The organism is Blastochloris viridis (assembly GCF_001402875.1).
Taxonomy (GTDB): Bacteria; Pseudomonadota; Alphaproteobacteria; order Rhizobiales; family Xanthobacteraceae; genus Blastochloris; species Blastochloris viridis.
Map to the genome: position 1 here is coordinate 1,123,906 of NZ_CP012946.1, position 19,123 is coordinate 1,143,028.

Annotated in this window: 20 protein-coding genes and 1 tRNA gene; 7 read left to right on the forward strand and 14 right to left on the reverse strand. The window is 66.8% G+C overall.

Going from position 1 to position 19,123, the window contains the following annotated elements:
* Positions 1 to 63 precede the first annotated feature (63 nt).
* A complete protein-coding gene (gene rpsD, locus BVIR_RS04990; protein WP_055036702.1) occupies positions 64 to 681 on the forward strand; it encodes a 30S ribosomal protein S4 in 618 nt (205 codons plus the stop codon).
* Positions 682 to 882: 201 nt separating this feature from the next.
* Entirely contained in the window at positions 883 to 1,020 is a 138-nt protein-coding gene (locus tag BVIR_RS16675) for a hypothetical protein (RefSeq protein WP_156331026.1), read from the forward strand.
* A gap of 109 nt (positions 1,021 to 1,129) precedes the next feature.
* Here the strand turns inward: BVIR_RS16675 and grxD are convergent, their stop codons facing one another.
* The 8 genes from grxD to purC all read right to left on the reverse strand — a co-directional run bounded on the left by grxD (position 1,130) and on the right by purC (position 7,589).
* Positions 1,130 to 1,474, reverse strand: coding sequence for a Grx4 family monothiol glutaredoxin (gene grxD / locus BVIR_RS04995; RefSeq protein WP_055036703.1), 345 nt, complete (start codon positions 1,472 to 1,474; stop codon positions 1,130 to 1,132).
* Positions 1,475 to 1,725: 251 nt separating this feature from the next.
* The gene (locus BVIR_RS05000; RefSeq protein WP_055036704.1) at positions 1,726 to 1,980 is read right to left on the reverse strand and encodes a BolA family protein; all 255 of its coding nucleotides are present in this window, start codon (positions 1,978 to 1,980) and stop codon (positions 1,726 to 1,728) included.
* 47 nt (positions 1,981 to 2,027) lie between these two features.
* Positions 2,028 to 2,222 (reverse strand): hypothetical protein, encoded by a 195-nt coding sequence (locus BVIR_RS16680; RefSeq protein WP_145911856.1) that lies wholly within the window; start codon positions 2,220 to 2,222, stop codon positions 2,028 to 2,030.
* A gap of 57 nt (positions 2,223 to 2,279) precedes the next feature.
* Complete coding sequence (gene purL, locus BVIR_RS05005) at positions 2,280 to 4,508, reverse strand: phosphoribosylformylglycinamidine synthase subunit PurL (protein ID WP_055036705.1); 2,229 nt, start codon at positions 4,506 to 4,508, stop codon at positions 2,280 to 2,282.
* Between the two features lie 186 nt (positions 4,509 to 4,694).
* A complete protein-coding gene (locus tag BVIR_RS05010; RefSeq protein WP_055036706.1) occupies positions 4,695 to 5,273 on the reverse strand; it encodes a Uma2 family endonuclease in 579 nt (192 codons plus the stop codon).
* 201 nt (positions 5,274 to 5,474) lie between these two features.
* Positions 5,475 to 6,176 carry a phosphoribosylformylglycinamidine synthase subunit PurQ gene (purQ, locus tag BVIR_RS05015; protein ID WP_055036707.1) on the reverse strand — a complete coding sequence of 234 codons (702 nt, stop codon included), beginning with the start codon at positions 6,174 to 6,176 and terminating at the stop codon, positions 5,475 to 5,477.
* A 117-nt stretch (positions 6,177 to 6,293) separates the two neighbouring features.
* Positions 6,294 to 6,533, reverse strand: coding sequence for a phosphoribosylformylglycinamidine synthase subunit PurS (purS, locus tag BVIR_RS05020; RefSeq protein ID WP_055036708.1), 240 nt, complete (start codon positions 6,531 to 6,533; stop codon positions 6,294 to 6,296).
* A 258-nt stretch (positions 6,534 to 6,791) separates the two neighbouring features.
* On the reverse strand, positions 6,792 to 7,589 hold the full coding sequence (purC, locus tag BVIR_RS05025; protein WP_082416724.1) for a phosphoribosylaminoimidazolesuccinocarboxamide synthase: 798 nt from the start codon (positions 7,587 to 7,589) through the stop codon (positions 6,792 to 6,794).
* Between the two features lie 392 nt (positions 7,590 to 7,981).
* Here purC and BVIR_RS05030 point away from each other — a divergent pair, with 392 nt between their 5' ends.
* On the forward strand, positions 7,982 to 8,305 hold the full coding sequence (locus BVIR_RS05030; RefSeq protein ID WP_055038692.1) for a DUF1476 domain-containing protein: 324 nt from the start codon (positions 7,982 to 7,984) through the stop codon (positions 8,303 to 8,305).
* A 311-nt stretch (positions 8,306 to 8,616) separates the two neighbouring features.
* On the opposite strand, the gene purB is transcribed toward BVIR_RS05030, so the two are convergent.
* The 5 genes from purB to BVIR_RS05055 all read right to left on the reverse strand — a co-directional run bounded on the left by purB (position 8,617) and on the right by BVIR_RS05055 (position 13,130).
* Positions 8,617 to 9,927, reverse strand: coding sequence for an adenylosuccinate lyase (gene purB, locus BVIR_RS05035; protein WP_055036710.1), 1,311 nt, complete (start codon positions 9,925 to 9,927; stop codon positions 8,617 to 8,619).
* Positions 9,928 to 10,012: 85 nt separating this feature from the next.
* A complete protein-coding gene (locus BVIR_RS05040) occupies positions 10,013 to 10,723 on the reverse strand; it encodes a DUF2259 domain-containing protein (protein WP_055036711.1) in 711 nt (236 codons plus the stop codon).
* 237 nt (positions 10,724 to 10,960) lie between these two features.
* Complete coding sequence (locus tag BVIR_RS05045; protein WP_055036712.1) at positions 10,961 to 11,152, reverse strand: hypothetical protein; 192 nt, start codon at positions 11,150 to 11,152, stop codon at positions 10,961 to 10,963.
* A gap of 151 nt (positions 11,153 to 11,303) precedes the next feature.
* Entirely contained in the window at positions 11,304 to 12,713 is a 1,410-nt protein-coding gene (glnA, locus tag BVIR_RS05050) for a type I glutamate--ammonia ligase (protein WP_055036713.1), read from the reverse strand.
* A 78-nt stretch (positions 12,714 to 12,791) separates the two neighbouring features.
* Positions 12,792 to 13,130 carry a P-II family nitrogen regulator gene (locus BVIR_RS05055; RefSeq protein WP_055036714.1) on the reverse strand — a complete coding sequence of 113 codons (339 nt, stop codon included), beginning with the start codon at positions 13,128 to 13,130 and terminating at the stop codon, positions 12,792 to 12,794.
* Positions 13,131 to 13,414: 284 nt separating this feature from the next.
* On the opposite strand from BVIR_RS05055, the gene BVIR_RS05060 reads away from it, so the two are divergent.
* Positions 13,415 to 14,947, forward strand: coding sequence for an NAD(P)H-hydrate dehydratase (locus BVIR_RS05060; RefSeq protein ID WP_236823716.1), 1,533 nt, complete (start codon positions 13,415 to 13,417; stop codon positions 14,945 to 14,947).
* 120 nt (positions 14,948 to 15,067) lie between these two features.
* On the opposite strand, the gene BVIR_RS05065 is transcribed toward BVIR_RS05060, so the two are convergent.
* A complete protein-coding gene (locus BVIR_RS05065; RefSeq protein ID WP_082416728.1) occupies positions 15,068 to 16,528 on the reverse strand; it encodes a multicopper oxidase family protein in 1,461 nt (486 codons plus the stop codon).
* 173 nt (positions 16,529 to 16,701) lie between these two features.
* Here BVIR_RS05065 and BVIR_RS05070 point away from each other — a divergent pair.
* The 3 genes from BVIR_RS05070 to BVIR_RS05080 all read left to right on the forward strand — a co-directional run bounded on the left by BVIR_RS05070 (position 16,702) and on the right by BVIR_RS05080 (position 19,049).
* Positions 16,702 to 16,786 (forward strand) — tRNA-Leu (locus BVIR_RS05070).
* A gap of 103 nt (positions 16,787 to 16,889) precedes the next feature.
* Complete coding sequence (gene tig / locus BVIR_RS05075; protein WP_055036716.1) at positions 16,890 to 18,251, forward strand: trigger factor; 1,362 nt, start codon at positions 16,890 to 16,892, stop codon at positions 18,249 to 18,251.
* Between the two features lie 159 nt (positions 18,252 to 18,410).
* A complete protein-coding gene (locus BVIR_RS05080) occupies positions 18,411 to 19,049 on the forward strand; it encodes an ATP-dependent Clp protease proteolytic subunit (protein WP_055036717.1) in 639 nt (212 codons plus the stop codon).
* The last annotated feature ends 74 nt before the right edge of the window (positions 19,050 to 19,123 follow it).

Below are 19,123 nucleotides of genomic sequence, written 5' to 3' on the forward strand. Positions count from 1 at the left end.
CGGCGAACCAAAGTTCCCGGCAGAGGAGGGCGCGGTCCTGTCATCGCTATAAGGACCTGCGATATGAGCAAGCGTCACGACGCAAAGTATAAAATTGACCGGCGGATGGGCCAGAATATCTGGGGCCGCCCGAAGAGCCCGGTCAACCGGCGTGAGTATGGCCCCGGCCAGCACGGCCAGCGCCGCAAGGGCAAGGTGTCCGACTTCGGCACCCAGCTCAAGGCCAAGCAGAAGCTGAAGGGCTATTACGGCTCGATCTCCGAGAAGCAGTTCCGCGGCATCTACCAGGAAGCCTCGCGGATGAAGGGCGACACCGGCGCCAACCTGATCGGCCTTCTGGAGCGTCGCCTCGACGCCGTGGTCTATCGCGCCAAGTTCGTTCCGACGGTGTGGGCTGCCCGCCAGTTCGTCAATCACGGCCACGTCAAGGTCAATGGCCGCCGCGTCACCATTCCGAGCTTCCGCGTCAAGGTCGGCGACCTGATCGAGGTCAAGGAGTCGTCCAAGCAGCTCGGCATCGTGCTGGAAGCGGTGCAGCTCGCCGAGCGCGACGTGCCGGAGTACGTCGAGGTCGACCACCACAAGATGACCGCAAAGCTGGCGCGGATTCCGGAATTGAACGACGTTCCCTACGCCGTGATTATGGAGCCTAATCTGGTCGTCGAATTCTATTCGCGCTGATCGTAGGATCGCGCCGAGGGTTCGTGGGCCGGTCCCTCATCCGGAGGGACCGTTGGGGACTAAGAAGGCCGCTCGCAAGAGCGGCCTTCTGCGTGTCTGGGGCAGGCGCGGGCGCGCGGGGACGACGGCGTCAACTGGCGCAGTTGGCGCGGGAAGCACTGCGTCATGCTCGGGCAAGGCCACGCCGGGAGCCGGCGATCCATGATCCGCGAGGCGGGCAAACGTCCGCAGTTGCAGTGGGATATCGGGCGTACGCGCGTCGCGGATCTCGGGTGCCGGATCGCGCGGCGTCGCCGCTGGTGCGGCATGATGCCGATGGCGGGTTTCCCGCCGCGCTGAATCACCACCAGCGAGCATACTCGCGAGACGCATTCCGCTATTTGCGGCCGGGCGTCCCCGGTCAGGGACCCGCCCGCCGCCATGGCGTCGCGATTGCCACGATGCGCTGTCAGGCCCGCTCGCGCAGCTCGATGCCCTTGCCCTTGAGCAGCGTCTGCAGCTCGCCGGCCTGGAACATCTCGCGGACGATGTCGCAGCCGCCGACGAACTCGCCTTTGATGTAGAGCTGCGGGATGGTCGGCCAGTTGGAATAGTCCTTGATGCCGTTGCGAAGCGCGTCGGACTCCAGCACGTTGATGCCCTTGTAGGGGACGCCAAGGAAGTCGAGAACCTGCGCCACCTGCCCGGAGAACCCGCACAGCGGCATTTCCGGCGAGCCCTTCATGAACAGGACGACGTCGTTTCCCTTCACTTCGTTGTCGATGACGGTGAGTATGTTCTCAGCCGTGGTCATGTCGGCAGTTCCTTTTCGTTCCGCGAGCTCGCGTAAGAGAAACTGGGTGTCCCACAGCCGGAAGCAAGGGGAAGTCGGGTGAAATACGGCGGATGCTCTTGCTCCCTTTCGGCAGCGGCGAACACCGGCTCGTGTTTGAACCGTCGATATTTCGCGTCCGCTCGGTTCGGATCGAGCGTCGGGCGGGCTCCCCGGAGCGAGTGGGGCTGTCGAGGTCGCCGATCGGTTCCGGCCAATCGACCCGCGGGCGCCTAATGGGCCGTGGTCGGCGCGGAGTCGGGGGTCACGGTCTGCAGCGCCAGCGCGTGCAGCTCGCCGCCCATGCTGCCCTTGAGCGCGGCATAGACCATCTGGTGCTGCTGGAGGCGGGACTTGCCGCGGAAGGCTTCGGACATCACCAGCGCCGAGTAGTGATCGCCGTCGCCGGCCAGATCCTTGATCGTGACCACCGCGTCGGGCAGCGCAACCTTGATGCGCCGCTCGATTTCGTCCGCATTCATCGCCATGTCGGTGTCGCTCTCGCTAGATTGCCGATTTATCCATCGCGGCACCGCTACACCATCGCGGCGTTGACTTTTTGGGCAACGCCCTGGGCTGTTTCCGCAATGGCGACTTTGTTGCCGCAAACCAAGTGAACGACGCAGCGGTTCGAAGAGCCTTGCTGGGGTTCGATGAAGGACGTGTGCTCGGGATTGAGGAAGGATGTTCCTTGATCCGTGGCGACCTGGACAAGCTTGGCATGATTCATGGCCATTCCCCTCAGGTATGTTTGAAAGGTACGGTGGGTGTCACGTGCCGTCGCAGTTTAGGCCCCCGTTCCGGCCATGTAGGCGGGTAGCCAGGATTCGTGGGCCGTCTTCAGATCGGCGATCATCATCGGCCGCTCGCCCGGCAGGGTCAATTGCTCTCCGCCCGTGGTGCCAAGCCGCAGCGCCGGCACGCCGGCGGTGTTGGCGCGGCTGAGGAATGAATCGGCCGCGTCAGCGGGCACGGTGACGAGGTAGCGGGCCTGATCCTCGCCGAACAGCACCGCGTGCGCCGGCCCGGCCGGCACCGTGTCGATGGTGGCGCCGATGCCGGACGCCATCGCCATCTCGGCCAGCGCGATGGCAAGGCCGCCGTCGGAGAGGTCGTGCACCGCGGTCGCCGTGCCGTCGGTGATGGCCTCGCGCACGAAGTCGCCGTTACGGCGTTCGGCGTCCAGGTCGACCGGCGGCGGCGCGCCGTCTTCGCGGCCGACGATGTCGCGAAGGTAGGCCGACTGGCCGAGCCAGCCGGCGGTCTCGCCGATCAGCACGATCGCCTCGCCAGCCGCGCGGAAGGCGATGGCGGCGGTGTTGGCGTAGTCGTCGATCACCCCGACGCCGCCGATGGTGGGCGTGGGCAGGATGCCGCGGCCGTTGGTCTCGTTGTAGAGGCTGACGTTGCCGGACACGATCGGGAAATCGAGCGCCCGGCAGGCCTCGGCGATGCCCTTCAGGCAGAACACGAACTGGCCCATGATCTCGGGCCGCTCGGGATTGCCGAAATTGAGGTTGTCGGTGACGGCCAGCGGCCGCGCCCCGACCGCGGTGAGGTTGCGCCACGCTTCCGCCACCGCCTGCTTGCCGCCCTCGAACGGGTCGGCTTCGCAATAGCGCGGGGTGACGTCGGTGGTCATCGCCAAGGCCTTGGTCTGGTCGGGCGACACCCGCACCACGCCGGCATCGCCGCCCGGGCGCTGCACGGTGTTGCCGAGGATCAGATAGTCGTACTGCTCCCACACCCAGCGCTTTGAGCACAAATCGGGGGTCGCCAGCAGCTTGAGCAGGGCGTCGGCGTTGGACATCGGCGCCGGGATGGTGGCGGCATCCAGCACCGGCCACGGCGCCGGGGCGATCCACGGCCGGTCATAGAGCGGAGCCTCGTCGCCGAGTTCCTTGATCGGCAGGTCGGCCATCACCTTGCCATGGCGCTTGACCACGAAGCGCAGCGTGTCGGTGGTGGTGCCGACCACCGCGAAGTCGAGACCCCATTTGCGGAAGATCGCCTCGGCTTCGGCCTCCTTCTCCGGCCTCAGCACCATCAGCATGCGCTCCTGGCTCTCCGACAGCATCATCTCGTAGGCGGACATGCCGGCCTCGCGGCAGGGCACCTTGTCGAGGTCGAGCTCGACGCCGAGATTGCCCTTGGCGCCCATCTCGACCGCGGAGCAGGTCAGGCCCGCCGCGCCCATGTCCTGGATCGAGACCACGCAATCCTTGGCCATGATCTCCAGGCACGCCTCCAGCAGCAGCTTTTCGGCGAACGGGTCGCCGACCTGCACGGTCGGGCGCTTTTCCTCCGAGCCCTCGCCGAACTCGGCCGATGCCATGGTGGCGCCGCCCATGCCGTCGCGCCCGGTCTTGGAGCCGAGATAGACGATCGGCAGGCCGACCCCGGCGGCGGCGGCGTAGAAGATCTTGTCGGTCTTGGCGAGGCCGACCGCCATGGCGTTGATCAGGCAGTTGCCGTCATAGCGGGTGTGGAAGCCGACGCCGCCGCCGATGGTCGGCACGCCGAACGAATTGCCGTAGCCGCCGATGCCCGCCACCGAGCCGGCCAGCACCGGCCTCGTCTTGGGGTGGTCGGGGTGGCCGTAGCGCAGGAAGTTGAGCGCTGCGATCGGCCGCGCGCCCATGGTGAACACGTCGCGCAGGATGCCGCCAACCCCGGTGGTCGCGCCCTGGTAGGGCTCGATATAGGAGGGGTGGTTGTGGCTCTCCATCTTGAACACCACCGCGTCGCCATCGCCGATGTCGATGACGCCGGCGTTCTCGCCCGGACCCTGGATCACCCAGGGCGCCTCGGTCGGCAGCTTGCGCAGGTGGATGCGCGAGGACTTGTATGAGCAGTGCTCGTTCCACATCGCCGAGAAGATGCCAAGCTCGGTGAAGGTCGGCGCGCGGCCGATCAGGTCGAGAATGCGCTGGTATTCGTCGGGCTTCAGGCCGTGCTCGGCGATAAGCTCGGGCGTGATGGCGGGCTCGGGCGTGATGGTGGCGGCGTTTGTCATGCGATCAAAAATGAAGCGGTCGGGACCGACCGAGGTCCGGGCAAAAGGGTCGGGGGCGTTCTAGCCCGAAATCGGAGTTTTCGCACCCCAGGCGACGTCGATGGCGTGGCTCTTCGCCGAAGAACTTGATCAAGGTCGCTGTTTGGCCGGTGTCCTCTTTGGACGAAGACCGTGGGCGCCAGAGCCTCACTCGGCCAGATCGAGCGCCGACAGCGTGAGCGGCAGGGCAGGGGCGAGCAGCGGCGTCAGGGTCTCATAGGCGGCATGGGCGACGATGTCGCGATAGCCGAGCGGGGCCGGGTCGCGGTGGATGTGAGTGACGAGGTGAACGGCGTCGATCACCCACAGTTCGCGCACGCCGAAGGCGGCATAGATGCGCGGCTTGCGGCTGAGGTCATAGCTAATGCTGGAATCGGCGATCTCCACCGCCAGCAGCGCGGTCTCGCCATTCAGCGCTTTCAGGCCGCGGACGCGGTCGAACACCACGACATCGGGTTCGAGATAGGTGTCGGGCGACAGGCGGAAGGTGGTTTCCGGAATCAAATCCAGTGCTTCGGGCAACCGCTGAAACCAGTGTCGCAGCAGCGCCTTCTTGACGACCTCATGCCGGAGACCCTTGGGCGACATCATCACCAGCTCTCCGCCGACCAGTTCCAGCCGCTCGTCCTCCTTGAGGAGGCCGACCTCGACCATGCGCTCGACCTCGGCCACGCTGAAGGCGCGGCGCGGCAGGTCGGTGGCGGCGCTGGTGACGGGGGCATGCATGAAGGAATGCTAGCCGAAAGCGGCGCGGCCGTCACGGCGGTCGGGTGCTGGCCGATTGCGGCCCTTGGAACGGCCGCAGACGCTGGCTTGTCATGCCCGCACTTGTTGCGGGCAACCACGTCAAAACGCGTTTGAAAGCAACGACGTGGATGGTCGGGACAGGCCCGGCCACAACGATGTCGGCACGCTGACAGGTTCCGGTCAGGCCGCCTCGACCAGCCGATCGACCAGGCCGGCGAACAGCGGCAGGCCATCGGTGGGGCCGACCCGCGCGTCCACATGATTTTCCGGGTGCGGCATCATGCCGAGCACGTTGAAATCGGCCGAGAACACCCCGGCGATCGAGTTGGTCGAGCCATTGTGGTTGGAGGCGGGGCCGATCTCGCCTTGAGCGGAGCAATAGCGGAACGCCACTCGGCCGTCGCCCTCGATCCGCGCAAGCGTCTCGGCGTCGGCGATGTAGTTGCCCTCGCCATGGGCGCAGGGGATCGCGAGCACCTGACCAGGCTGGTAAAGGCGGGTGAAGGCGGTGTCAGCGCGCTCGACCTTGAGATGGGCGACCTTGCAGGTGAAGCGACGGTCCTTGTTGCGCATCAGCACGCCCGGCAACAGGCCGGACTCGCACAGGATCTGGAAGCCGTTGCAGATGCCGAGCACCAGGCCGCCGCGCGCGGCGTGCACGCGCACCGCGTCCATGATCGCCGCCCGCGCCGCGATGGCGCCGCAGCGCAGATAATCGCCGTAGGAGAAGCCGCCGGGCAGCACCACGAGGTCGGTGCCGGCGGGAAGCTGGGTCTCGGCGTGCCAGACCAGCGCCGGCTTCCGGCCGGACACCGCCTCAAGCGCAAAAGCGACGTCGCGCTCGCGGTTCGAGCCGGGGAAAACGACGACGGCGGCGTTCATGCGAAGTCTCCAACGTGTCGGGCGGGCAACCCCGGCGTCCACACACGAAACAGCTTGTGGTTCAGTCGGACCACGCGGCAGTCCTCATCGGCATCTGCGAATGCCGGCGGCTGTCCATCAGATAATCTCGACCCGGTAATTCTCAATCACCGTGTTGGCGAGCAGCTTGTCGGCGGCGGTGGCAAGGATCTTCTCGGTCTCGGCCGTGTCGTTCGAGGCGATCTCGATGTCGAACACCTTGCCCTGGCGCACGCTGGCAACGCCTTCGACGCCGAGCGAGGCCAGCGCGCCTTCGATCGCCTTGCCCTGCGGATCCAGAATTCCGGTCTTGAGCGTGACGTACACGCGGGCCTTCATCGATGGCCTCCCCAATTCACCGCGTCGGCGCGGCTTAAAACGAATGCCGGAGCAGCTGTGGTCCGGCCCTGGCACCCGCTGTCGCAGATGTCAGGGCGCCGGATCACAACCGATGGCGTCTGTGGACAACAGTCTCGGCACCTCGGCGCTGCCATGGCACCGCCTGAGCGCCGGGCTTGATCCACCGTCCCCCGCTGGACCAACCCTTTGGGCCAAGTCCGAGCGGACTTGCGACGGCGCTGGCCGTCGGGAGCGACCTCAGCCCTTGACGAGGATCGGCCCGGAGCCTTGCGGCCGCTCATTCTCGCCGATGATGCCAAGGCGGCGCGCCACTTCGGTGTAGGCTTCGATCAAGCCACCCATGTCCTTGCGGAAGCGGTCCTTGTCCATCTTGTCGCCGCTCTTCATATCCCACAGCCGGCAGCAGTCGGGCGAGATCTCGTCGGCGACGACGATGCGCATCATGTCGTTTTCCCACAGCCGGCCGCACTCCATCTTGAAGTCGACGAGGCGGATGCCGACGCCAAGGAACAGGCCGGACAGGAAGTCGTTGACGCGAATGGCGAGCGCGATGATGTCGTCGATCTCCTGCGGGGTCGCCCAGCCGAAAGCAGTGACGTGTTCCTCCGACACCAGGGGATCGTTGAGCTGGTCGTTCTTGTAATAGAACTCGATGATCGAGCGCGGGAGCTGGGTGCCTTCCTCGATGCCGAGTCGGGTCGACAGCGATCCGGCGGCGACATTGCGAACCACCACCTCGAGCGGGATAATTTCGACTTCTCGGATAAGCTGTTCGCGCATGTTCATCCGGCGGATGAAATGCGTGGGCACGCCGATATCGTTGAGCTTCTGGAACAGAAACTCGGAGATGCGGTTGTTGAGCACCCCCTTGCCGTCGATGACCTGATGTTTTTTGGCGTTGAAGGCAGTCGCGTCATCCTTGAAGTGTTGAATCAAGGTGCCGGGCTCCGGGCCCTCATAGAGAACCTTAGCCTTGCCTTCATAAATGCGCCGACGGCGGCTCATTGGGGTGTACCTGGGTTTAAGGAAATCCATTGTCTGCCGGGTCTCCGGTGGATTGGTCCGGCCGCGCGTGAATGTCACGCGTCGCGAGTCGCCTGCGGAGGCTATCCGCAGTGGGCGGGACACTAACCGATCGGGGCAGCGGATACAACGCAGGCCGCTGGGGGAGGCGTACTCCGACCTTATGACGGGTATCGGGCAGTTGATTTGGTGGGGCCCTCTCTATATGGACACGGGTCGCGGCGTGGACCTGACCGCGCGTGACATCGTATGCCGAACCTGACTGCGCAGCCCAAGCTGAATTTCGCGGCGACAGCCGCAAAACCGGGCGACGCGATCGTCTAGAACTTGAAGTGGGCGCAGGATCTCTGCCACACGCCCGGCGTGTGCTGTGGGCGACCCTGCTGAGGGACGAGAACGCCACCATGACGACGTTCAACAAGCGCGAAGACGCCTTCGAGAGACAGTTCGCGCATGACGAGGAACTGCGCTTCAAGGCTGCGGCGCGTCGCAACCGCATGCTCGGCCTGTGGGCCGCGGAAAAGCTCGGCAAGAGCGGCGATGCCGCCGATGCCTACGCGCGCGAGGTGGTGGTCAGCGACCTCGAAGAGCCGGGCGAAGAGGACGTGTTCCGCAAGATCCGTGGCGACTTCGACGCCGGCGGCGTGCAGCAGTCCGACCACCAGATCCGCCGCACCATGGACGAGCTGATGGCGAAGGCCATGCAGGAAATCCGGGACGGCAAGTAACCACCGTCACCTGAGAGGCCTGCAGCGTGTGGCCCCGGCTTGCCGGGGCCATTTTCGTGCGCGCTTGAAATGAGGCGGGGCAGAAATCAACTCGCTATGCCCGCACTTGTTGCAGGCATCCACGGCTTAAACTCTTCGAAATCAAAGACGTGGATGGCCGGGACAAGCCCGGCCATGACGAAGGAATATCAACAACATATTGTTAGTGCATAACTATAGATGGTCTTCGTGCCCGGAATAGACCTTAACTGTCGCCTAAGTTGATCTTACGAAGGCCGATCTTATCGGGATTTGAAGCGGAAAGCTCTGGTTTATTTCGCTTTCCCGAACACCCGCCGGAAGATGGTGTCGACCTGCTTCAGGTGGAAGCCGAGGTCGAACAGCTCGGCGATGTCTGCCTCCGACAGAAACTGCCGCACCTCGGCATCCGCCGTCAGCAGCGTCTTGAAGTCGCCTTCGCCGCGCCACACCGGCATGGCGTTGCGCTGCACCAGCCGATAGGCGTCCTCGCGGCTGGCGCCCTTCTGGGTCAAAGCGAGCAGGATGCGCTGGGAGTGGACCAGCCCGCCGAGCTTGTCGAGGTTCTTCTGCATATTGGCCGGATAGACCAGCAGCTTGTCGATCATGCCGGCGAGGCGCATCAGCGCGAAATCGAGCGTCACGGTAGCGTCCGGCCCGATCATGCGCTCGACCGATGAGTGCGAGATGTCGCGCTCGTGCCACAGCGCGACGTTCTCCAGCGCCGGCGTCACGTAAGCGCGCACCATGCGGGCAAGGCCGGTCAGGTTTTCCGACAGCACCGGGTTGCGTTTGTGCGGCATCGCCGAGGAGCCCTTCTGGCCTTCGGAGAAGAACTCCTCGGCCTCCAGCACCTCGGTGCGCTGCAGATGGCGGATCTCGACGGCGAGGTTCTCGACCTGCGAGGCCACCACGCCGAGCGTGGCGAAGAACATGGCGTGGCGATCGCGCGGGATCACCTGGGTCGATACCGGCTCGGCGGCAAGGCCCATCTTTTCAGCGACATGGAGTTCGACCGACGGGTCGATCTGGGCGAAGGTGCCGACGGCGCCGGAGATGGCGCAGGTGGCGACCTCGGCCCGCGCCGCCACCAGCCGGGCGCGGGCGCGCTGGAAGGCCGCGGCGTGGCCGGCGAGCTTGACGCCGAAGGTGGTGGGCTCGGCGTGAATGCCGTGCGAGCGGCCGATGGTCGGCGTCAGCTTGTGCTCGAACGCCCGCTTCTCCAGCGCCGCCAGCACCGCGTCGACGTCCTTGATCAGGATGTCGGCGGCGCGGGTCAACTGGACGCCGAGGCAGGTGTCGAGCACGTCGGACGACGTCATGCCCTGGTGGACGAAGCGCGCCTCGGGGCCGACGATCTCGGCGAGGTGGGTGAGGAAGGCGATGACGTCGTGCTTGGTGACGCGCTCGATCTCGTCGATGCGCTCGACGTCGAACACCGCGTCTTTGCCCTTCTCCCACACCTTGGCGGCGGCCTCGGCCGGGATGACGCCGAGCTTGGCCTGCGCGTCGGCAGCGTGGGCCTCGATCTCGAACCAGATGCGGAAACGGGTCTGCGGCTCCCAGATGGCGGACATCTCGGGGCGGGAATAGCGCGGGATCATGATCGCTCGTCGGTCGGACGTGGGAGAACGACGCGCTGTAGCAGATCGCTCCGGCGAAGGCCAACCGCGAACCGGGCGATGCGCGCTACGGCTTGACGGCGAGGTCGGCGGTCGCCGCCAGGTAGCGCCGGTCGATGCCGGTGGCGCCGACCTTGAACACCGCGAACACCACCGCCACCACCGGCGGCTTTGAGGGCCGCGCCAGCACCACCACCTCGGCGATGGCATAGCCGATCGGGCAGCCGCGGCTGGAAGGGATGCGGCTGTCGTCCTGCAGCCGGCGGATGCGGGCGCCCTCGAGCGTGAGCAGGTCGAGCGCCAGCCCGACCGACTCGCCGGCGAAGCCCTCGCAGCCGTCGGCCGCCAGCAGCTTGGGCGTGAGCCGCACCCGCGCCGGGCCGATCGAGGGGATCGTCACCACCACCTCGTCGCCCTTGTCGATCGGCTCGCCGGGCTTGCGTTCGAGCAGCGTCACGCCGGGGGTGTCGAGCCCGAGCTTGCCCCAACGGCGCTCGGCGGTCTCGCCGATTTCGCGGCGGGCGTCGCGGGTGGTCTTGTCGCGGTCCTTCAGCACCAGCGCGATCGGGCTGTCCGGCAGCCATTTGTCGGTGGTGACGTCGACGGCGTGAACCGAGGCGTAGGGATACCACGTCTCCGGCTCGCGGCCGGACTGGGCGTAGGCGAAATACCGCCCGTTGGCGGAAAAGCCGAGCACCAGCAGTTCGGCCTCATCGCCCGGCGTCGCGGCCGCCGGTGCGGCGAGCAGTAGCAGGATCAAAATGGCCCGGCGCAGCATCCGACTCGTCATTCCCTATCGGAACGTGGCACGGCCGATATCATAGACCAAGCCGCGACAGCCGACAGCATCGCGTGCCCAGTGCAAGGATCCGCGGTGTCGGGTCCCAGCGCCATGTCGCGTGGGCGAGGAGCTAAAGACCTCCGGATGCTGACGGCTGGGGCTGCCTGGACCTCAAATCAATGACTTCACGACAATCGGCGATCGCGCCCCATGGCCGGCTGCTGCCGGTTGGCATCATGGCTTCTTGGGCGCCCTCTTGCCGAAGGTGGCGTCCAACTCATCCTTGCCGATGCGCGCGGCGGGGTCGCCGACCTCATCCAGGTTCTGTTCCTGGGTTCCGTCGCCCATCATGCCGGGGTGAGAGACCTTCGGCAGATCGGAGCTCTTGGGATCAGAGCTCTTGGGATCGTGCGGCTTGCTGGTCATGACGGACACTCCGAGCGCGGATGCGCCCGGCTCAACACCGCGAGCGACGGCCGGTTCCGGACTGGCGGCGCGGGATGCGCGGTGTCCAAACGCAAGCGGGGCGCCTGAGCGCCCCGCTGAAACCTTGCGTCAGTGACCGACCAAAAGCCGATCAGACCGAATAGTACATGTCGAACTCGACCGGGTGCGGGGTCATTTCGAACCGCATCACCTCGACCATCTTCAGCTCGATGTAGCTGTCGATGAAGTCGTCGTTGAACACGCCGCCAGCGGTGAGGAAGGCGCGGTCCTTGTCGAGGCTCGACAGCGCCTCGCGCAGCGAGCCGCACACAGTCGGGATGCGCTTCAGTTCGCGCGGCGGCAGATCATAGAGATCCTTGTCCATCGCCGGGCCGGGATCGATCTTGTTCTTGATGCCGTCGAGGCCGGCCATCGTCATCGCCGCGAAGGCGAGGTAGGGGTTCGCGCCCGGATCGGGGAAGCGGACCTCGACGCGCTTGGCCTTCGGGTTGTTGGTGTAGGGGATGCGGCAGGACGCCGAGCGGTTGCGCGACGAATAGGCGAGCAGCACCGGCGCCTCGTAGCCCGGCACCAGACGCTTGTAGGAGTTGGTCAGCGGGTTGGTGAAGGCGTTGAGGGCCTTGGCGTGCTTGATGATGCCGCCGATGTACCACAGGCACTCATCGGAGAGGTCGGCGTACTTGTCGCCGGCGAACACCGGCTTGCCGCCCTTCCAGATCGACTGGTGGCAGTGCATGCCCGAGCCGTTGTCGCCGAACACCGGCTTCGGCATGAAGGTGGCGGTCTTGCCGTAAATGTGGGCGACCTGGTGGATGCAGTACTTATAGATCTGCAGATGGTCCGCCATCAGCGTCAGCGTGTCGAACTTCACGCCGAGTTCGTGCTGGGCGGATGCCACCTCGTGATGGTGCTTTTCGACCTTCACGCCCATCTTGGCCATGGCGCCGAGCATTTCGGAGCGCATGTCCTGGGCGGAGTCGACCGGCGGCACCGGGAAGTAGCCGCCCTTGGTGCGGACGCGGTGGCCGAGGTTGCCGCTCTCATAGTCGGTGTCGGCGTTGATCGGCAGCTCGGCCGAGTCGAGCACGAAGCCGGTGTTGTAGGGGTCGGCCTTGAACTTGACGTCGTCGAAGATGAAGAACTCGGCTTCCGGACCGAAGAAGATGGTGTCGCCGACGCCGGACGCCTTCACGTAGGCTTCGGCCTTCTTGGCGATGCCGCGCGGGTCGCGGTTGTAGGCTTCGCCGGTGGTCGGCTCGAGCACGTCGCAGACGATCGACAGCGTGGTCTCGGCGAAGAACGGGTCGATGGTGGCGGTCGCCGGGTCGGGCATCAGGTTCATGTCCGACTCGTTGATCGCCTTCCAGCCGGCGATCGAGGAGCCGTCGAACATCACGCCTTCCGAGAAGACTTCGTCGTCGATCAGCGAAACGTCGAAGGTCACATGCTGCCACTTGCCGCGAGGGTCGGTGAAGCGGAAGTCGACGTATTTGATGTCATTGTCGCTGATCAGCTTAAGCACATCTTGTGCCGTCTTCATGTCATTTCCTCTTGATGCGACGGGGTCGCGGTAGCAGGCCTGGAGGTTTTGGAAGTCAGGAGAACGCGGAGGCGCGCACTAGATCGCGTCGAGGCCGGATTCGCCGGTGCGGATACGGATGGCCTCCTCGACGTTGGAGACAAAGATCTTGCCGTCGCCAATCCGACCGGTCTGCGCCGCCCGCCGAATGGCATCGATGGCCTTTTCGACCATGTCATCTGACAAGACCACTTCAATCTTCACCTTCGGCAGAAAATCCACCACATATTCAGCGCCACGGTACAGTTCGGTATGTCCCTTCTGGCGTCCAAAGCCTTTCGCTTCGGTGACGGTGATGCCCTGGAGGCCAACCTCCTGCAACGCCTCCTTCACCTCATCGAGCTTGAACGGCTTGATGATGGCTTCGATCTTCTTCATCGCTCGCGTCTCCCTGGCCGGTCGGCCCCCGCTCCGGCCGAGCCGACAGCGCGTTAGCAGATCCCGTGCCAAATGAGCTAGTTAAGATAACGCTGAAGGAACAAAGCTTTGCTGATCGCGGTTAAAATCGCTTGGCCTATTGTTCCGCGAAGTGTGCCCAGCAAAAAGGCCGGGCGCCTACGAAATAGGCCGCTCCATCGCTTCCGGTCAATCTCGGACTCCGCCGTGAGCCTGTTGTTTGTGCAGCATGCCGATCTCGCGGGCGATCACTGGGGCGTGCCAGCATGCTGATCGAGCTTCTCTCCGTCGCCGAGATGGCCGAGGCCGACCGCCGCACCATTGCCGCCGGCACCCCGGGCCTCACCTTGATGGATCGCGCCGGGGTGGCGGTAGCGGACGCCGCCGCCCGCCGCTTCCCGCTGGCGACGCCGGGGCTGGTGGTGTGCGGGCCGGGCAACAATGGCGGCGATGGCTTCGTCGCCGCCCGCCTGCTGGCGCAGCGGGGCTACCCGATGCGGCTGATCCTGCTCGGGCCGCGCGAGCGCCTCACCGGCGATGCGGCGGAGTCCGCCGCGCGGTTCCGCGGCGAGATCGAGCCGCCGGAGGTGTTCGACGGCGTCCGCGCCGGCTTCATCGTCGATGCGCTGTTCGGCGCCGGGCTCGACCGCCCGATCGAAGGCGCCGCCGCTGACCTGATCGCCCGCATCAACGGCGCCGGCGTGCCGGTGGTGGCGGTCGACCTGCCGTCCGGCATCAATGGCGATACCGGCCAGGTGATGGGGGTCGCAGTGCGCGCGGTGGAGACGGTGACGTTTTGCCGGCGCAAGCCCGGCCACCTGTTGCTGCCGGGGCGGATACAGTGCGGCAGGGTGCGGGTCGCCGATATCGGTATCACGGATGAAACGGTTACCGCAGTTGGCCCGAGCCTTTACGCCAACGGTCCTGCGCTGTGGGGCGACCGGTTCTTCGTCCCGACCCTCATCGACCACAAGTACGTCCGCGGCCATGCCGTGCTGGTGTCGGGGCCGCGTGGGCGCACCGGCGCCATCCGCATGGCGGCGCGCGCCGCGCTCAGGGCCGGCGCCGGGCTGGTGACGGTGGCGAGCCCGCTCGACGCGCTCGACGAGAACGCCGGCGTCCTCACCGCGGTGATGGTGCGGCCGGTGGCCGGGGCGGCGGCGCTGTCCGACCTGATCGCCGACGAGCGCTTCCGCGCGGTCGGGCTTGGCCCGGCGCTCGGCACCGGGCCGGAGGCGGCGGCTTTGGTCGACGCCGCGCTGGCGTCCGGCCGTGCCGTGGTGCTGGACGCCGATGCGCTGACGCTGTTTTCCGGCCGGGCCGGCGACCTCGCCCACCGCATCAAAGCCCAGCCCGCGCGGCTGGTGGTGATCACCCCGCACGAGGGCGAGTTCGCCCGGCTGTTCCTTGGCGATCCGCTGAAGCATGGGCCCAAGCTCGACCGTGCCCGGCGGGCGGCGGCCCGGCTCGGCGCCGTCGTCGTGCTGAAGGGCGGCGACAGCGTCATCGCCGCGCCGGACGGCCGCGCCGCCATCACCGAGAACGCGCCGCCGTGGCTCGCCACCGCCGGCTCCGGCGACGTCCTGGCCGGCATCGCCACCGCCATGCTGTGCCAGGGCATGCCGGCGTTCGAGGCGGCGTGCGCGGCGACCTGGCTGCACGGCGAAAGCGGCCGCGAGGCCGGTCCCGGCCTGATCGCCGAGGACCTGCCGGAGGCGCTGCCGCGGGTGACGCGGGCGCTTTATGAGCAGCTCGACGTCGACCTCCTGACGGGGTGGCGGACGCCGCCGGGGGAGTAGCCGGCGAGGCATGATGCCCGGTCGTTCCGCCAGGCGGCGGCAGTCGCTGCGCATCCCGCCCCGCCCGAGGATGACGGGGCGAGGTTCCCGATCTCATTTTGACGGCCGCGCAGTCCCGCCTCACGTCACCTCGAACCACGTCGCCATGCTGGTGGCCTGTTGATCAAGCATGCGGCACTCGAGCAGCCACTTGCCCGGATTGTCGGCAACGAACGCGATCCGGGCGGTGCGGTCGTCGCCGACCAGCAGGGTGTCGTGCCACCACGGCTTCCAGCCGTCGTCGAGGCTGTCGAGCAGGCGGACATGGTGGCCGTGGATATGAACGACGTGCGGCCGGCGCGTCCGGTTGACCAGCGCCAGCACCACGGTGCGGCCGCGCGGTACGCTGAACAGCGGCGGCCCGACTTCGCCGGACTGAGCCGACAAGGCCCACGCCGGCGGCCTGGCGACCGTCGTCTTCGGCGGCTCCTTGTCCTTTGCAGCGGAATCCTTTGCAGCAGTCGGGGGGCGCTCGCGGGTTGGCTCCTTCGCCGGCGCGAGCGCGGACTCCTGGCCGCCGCCGTCCATCACCAGTTCGGCGCGGAGGGCGCCCGTCAGCTCGATGGTGCGGGGCAGGGGATTGGCCGGCAGCTCCGCGACCTTGCCGAGCGGATCGGGTCGCCGCGGCGGGCCGGGATCGATGACGAAGCGCGCCAGCACCGCGTCGGTGCCGTAGCCGCGCAGCCGGATGGCCGGCGGCGAGGCATCGGTCGCGGCGGCCGGCATGTCCACCATCACGTCGACCCGGGCGCCGGGCGGCAGGGCAAGGGTCGGCCGGCCGAGCTCGAACACCTCGGCGGGCTGGCCGTCGACTGCGACCACCACGGGCTTGAGGCCGCCCTCGAACGTCAGCGCCGCGATGCGCGCCGTGGTGGCGTTGATCAGGCGCAGGCGGACGCGGTCGCTCGCCTTCACGGCAACGTCCTGGCCGGGCTGGCCGTTCAGGGTGGCGAGCGATCCGACCCGGCCGGCGGTGCCGGGCTCGGCGACCGTGGAGTCGAGGGCGCCGGCCGCGGTGATGAGCCAGTCCTGCAGCAGAAGAACGAGGTCGTGGTCGGCCGCCGGCGCCGTGTCCTCCTCGACGATCAGCGCGCCGGCGAGGCCGCGGCCGAGTTGCTCGACGCTGTTCGTGTGGTACCAGAAGGTGCCGGCGTCCGGGCAGGTGAAGCGGTAGTCGAAGCTGGCGCCGGGGGCGATCGGCGGCTGGGTGAGGTGCGGCACGCCGTCCATGCGGTTGTCGATGCGCAGGCCGTGCCAGTGGATGGCGGTGGGCCCGGGCAGTTCGTTGGCGGCGGTGACCCAGACTTCGCCGCCGCGCCGCACCTTCAGCACCGGGCCGGGCACCGCGCCGTCGAATCCCCACGCTGGCGTCGGCGGCGAATCGGCGCCGCGCAGCGCGGCGCTGGCCGGCCGCAGCGCAAGGCGGCGCGGCGTCCGCTCCGGTGCGGCCGGCTCGGCGGACGGCCGGCTCGGCGCAAGCGCGACCAGCCAGACGAGGGCGCCGCCCAGCACGATGCGGCGGGACATACGGCGTTGGGTCATTCGGCATCTCTGGGTTCAGGCTCGGGCGGCGCCGTGTTATGTCATCGATCGTGGCGGGACGCGCCGTCTTCGCTGTTGGTCGTGGCGGTCTTGCCGCATTTCCCGCTGGAATCGGGGGAAGTGCGTGCTATAAGCCGCCTCCCGACCGACCACGAGCGCGAGCCCGTGTCGTTGCGGGCGTGGCGGAACTGGTAGACGCGCTGGATTTAGGTTCCAGTGACGAAAGTCGTGGGGGTTCGAGCCCCTCCGCCCGCACCATCTCCCGCGAAGTCGGGTCGTGACGCCCTTTAACCTTGGGAAAAGCGGCCAGTGCTTGACCCGCGCGGGGCGGGACAGACCTTCGATTCGAAAGAGCGCGACCATGCAGGTAACCCAAACCGTTGACGAAGGCCTGAAGCGCGAGTTCCGCGTGGTTCTCGAGGCCAGCGACCTCGACCGTCGCGCCATCTCCCGCATCGAGGAACTCAAGGACCGAGTCCGTATCAACGGCTTTCGGCCCGGAAAGGTGCCGCTGGCCCACCTCAAGCGGCTCTATGGCCGCTCGGTGATGGTCGAGGTGATCGAGCAGGCGGTGGCCGAGGCCAACAGCCAGATCGTCGCCGACAACAGCTTGAAGCTCGCACTCGAGCCCAAGGTGACCTTCCCTGAGAACCAGGACGCGGTGCAGGCCGCGGTCGAGGGTCAGGCCGACCTCACCTACACCGTGGCGCTGGAGGTCCTGCCCGAGATCGTGCTGGCCGATTTCACCGCCATTGCGGTCGAAAAGCCGGTGGCGCCGGTCGAAGACGCCGACGTCGATCAGGCGATCGACCGCCTGATCGACCAGAACCGGCCCTATGAGACCCGTCCGGAGGGCAGCGCGGCCGAGCCGCGCAACCGGGTGACGATCTCGTTCAAGGGCACCATCGGCGGCGAGCCGTTCGATGGCGGCACTGCCGAGGATGTGCCGGTGGTGCTGGGCTCCGACACCTTCATCCCGGGCTTCGAGCCGCAACTGATCGGCATCAAGGTCGGCGAGACCCGCACCGTCAACGTCACCTTCCCGGCCAACTATCTGGCGCCGCACCTCGCCGGCAAGGATGCCGCGTTCGAGGTGACCTGCACCGAGATCGCCGCTCCCGGCGTGGTCGAGGTCGACGATGCCTTCGCCAAGACGCTCGGAATCGATACCCTCGACGGCCTCAAGGATGCCATCCGCAACCGCCTGAGCGGCGAGCGCGACGGTCTGTCCCGCGCCCGGGTCAAGCGGGCGCTGCTCGATGCGCTCGACGAGCGTCACAGCTTCGCGCTGCCGGACGGCCTGGTGGCCCAGGAATTCGACAGCATCTGGGGCCAGATCACCAGCGAGATGCAGCAGGCCGGCAAGACCTTCGCGGATGAAGACACCACCGAGGAGGCCGCCCGCGCCGAGTATCGCAAGATTGCCGAGCGTCGTGTCCGCCTCGGCCTGGTGCTGGCGGAGCTCGGAACCAAGGCTGAGATCAAGGTGACCGACGACGAGGTCACCCGCCAGCTGGTCGAGCGCGCCCGCAGCTTCCCCGGTCAGGAGCAGCAGGTGTGGGACTACTACCGCAAGAATCCGAACGCTCTGGCCAGCCTGCGCGCGCCGATCTTCGAGGAGAAGGTGGTCGATCACCTGCTGACGCTGGTTCAGGTGACCGAGAAGCGGGTGAGCAAGGAAGAATTGTTCCGCGAAGAGGACGCCGATAAGCTGGCCGGGTGAGGTCCGCACGCGCCGACTCATGCGATGTTTCGCGGACGGCCGTCGGCCGGCAGTACTTGAAATTCCTGCCGACGGCACCACCCTTCCGGACTGCGCGAGCGAGGCTCAAGGCCATGCTTGCGCACTTCAGCTTACGGCAGTGCCATTGCGAGGATCACGATGCGCGACCCCATCGAAACCTATATGAACCTCGTCCCGATGGTGGTCGAGCAGACCAACCGCGGCGAGCGGGCCTATGACATTTTCTCCCGCCTGCTGAAGGAACGTATCATTTTTATCACGGGCCCGATCGAGGATGGCATGTCCACGCTCATCGTCGCCCAGTTGTTGTTCCTGGAAGCCGAGAATCCGAAGAAGGAAATCTCGATGTACATCAACTCGCCGGGCGGGGTGGTGACGTCGGGACTGGCGATCTACGACACCATGCAGTTCATCCGCCCGCCGGTCTCGACGCTGTGCGTCGGTCAGGCGGCGTCGATGGGCTCGCTGCTGCTGGCGGCGGGCGAGGCCGGGCTGCGGTTTGCGCTGCCGAATGCCCGCATCATGGTCCACCAGCCCTCCGGCGGCTTCCAGGGTCAGACCTCCGACATCCTGATTCACGCGCGCGAGATCGAGAGCCTGCGGCGCCGGCTGAACGAGATCTACGTTCACCACACCGGCCGCACCGTGAAGGAAATCGAGGACGCGCTGGAGCGCGACAACTTCATGACCTCGTCGGTCGCCAAGGATTTCGGTCTGGTCGATCAGGTGATCGACAAGCGTCCCGACGAGGCCGCCAAGGACCTCAAGGCGTCCTGACCGTCCGTTCGCGGCGCCGGCGCGGCAGTCCCCGCCGGTGCCGAGGCACCCGGCACGCCTTAATTCCGTCGGCG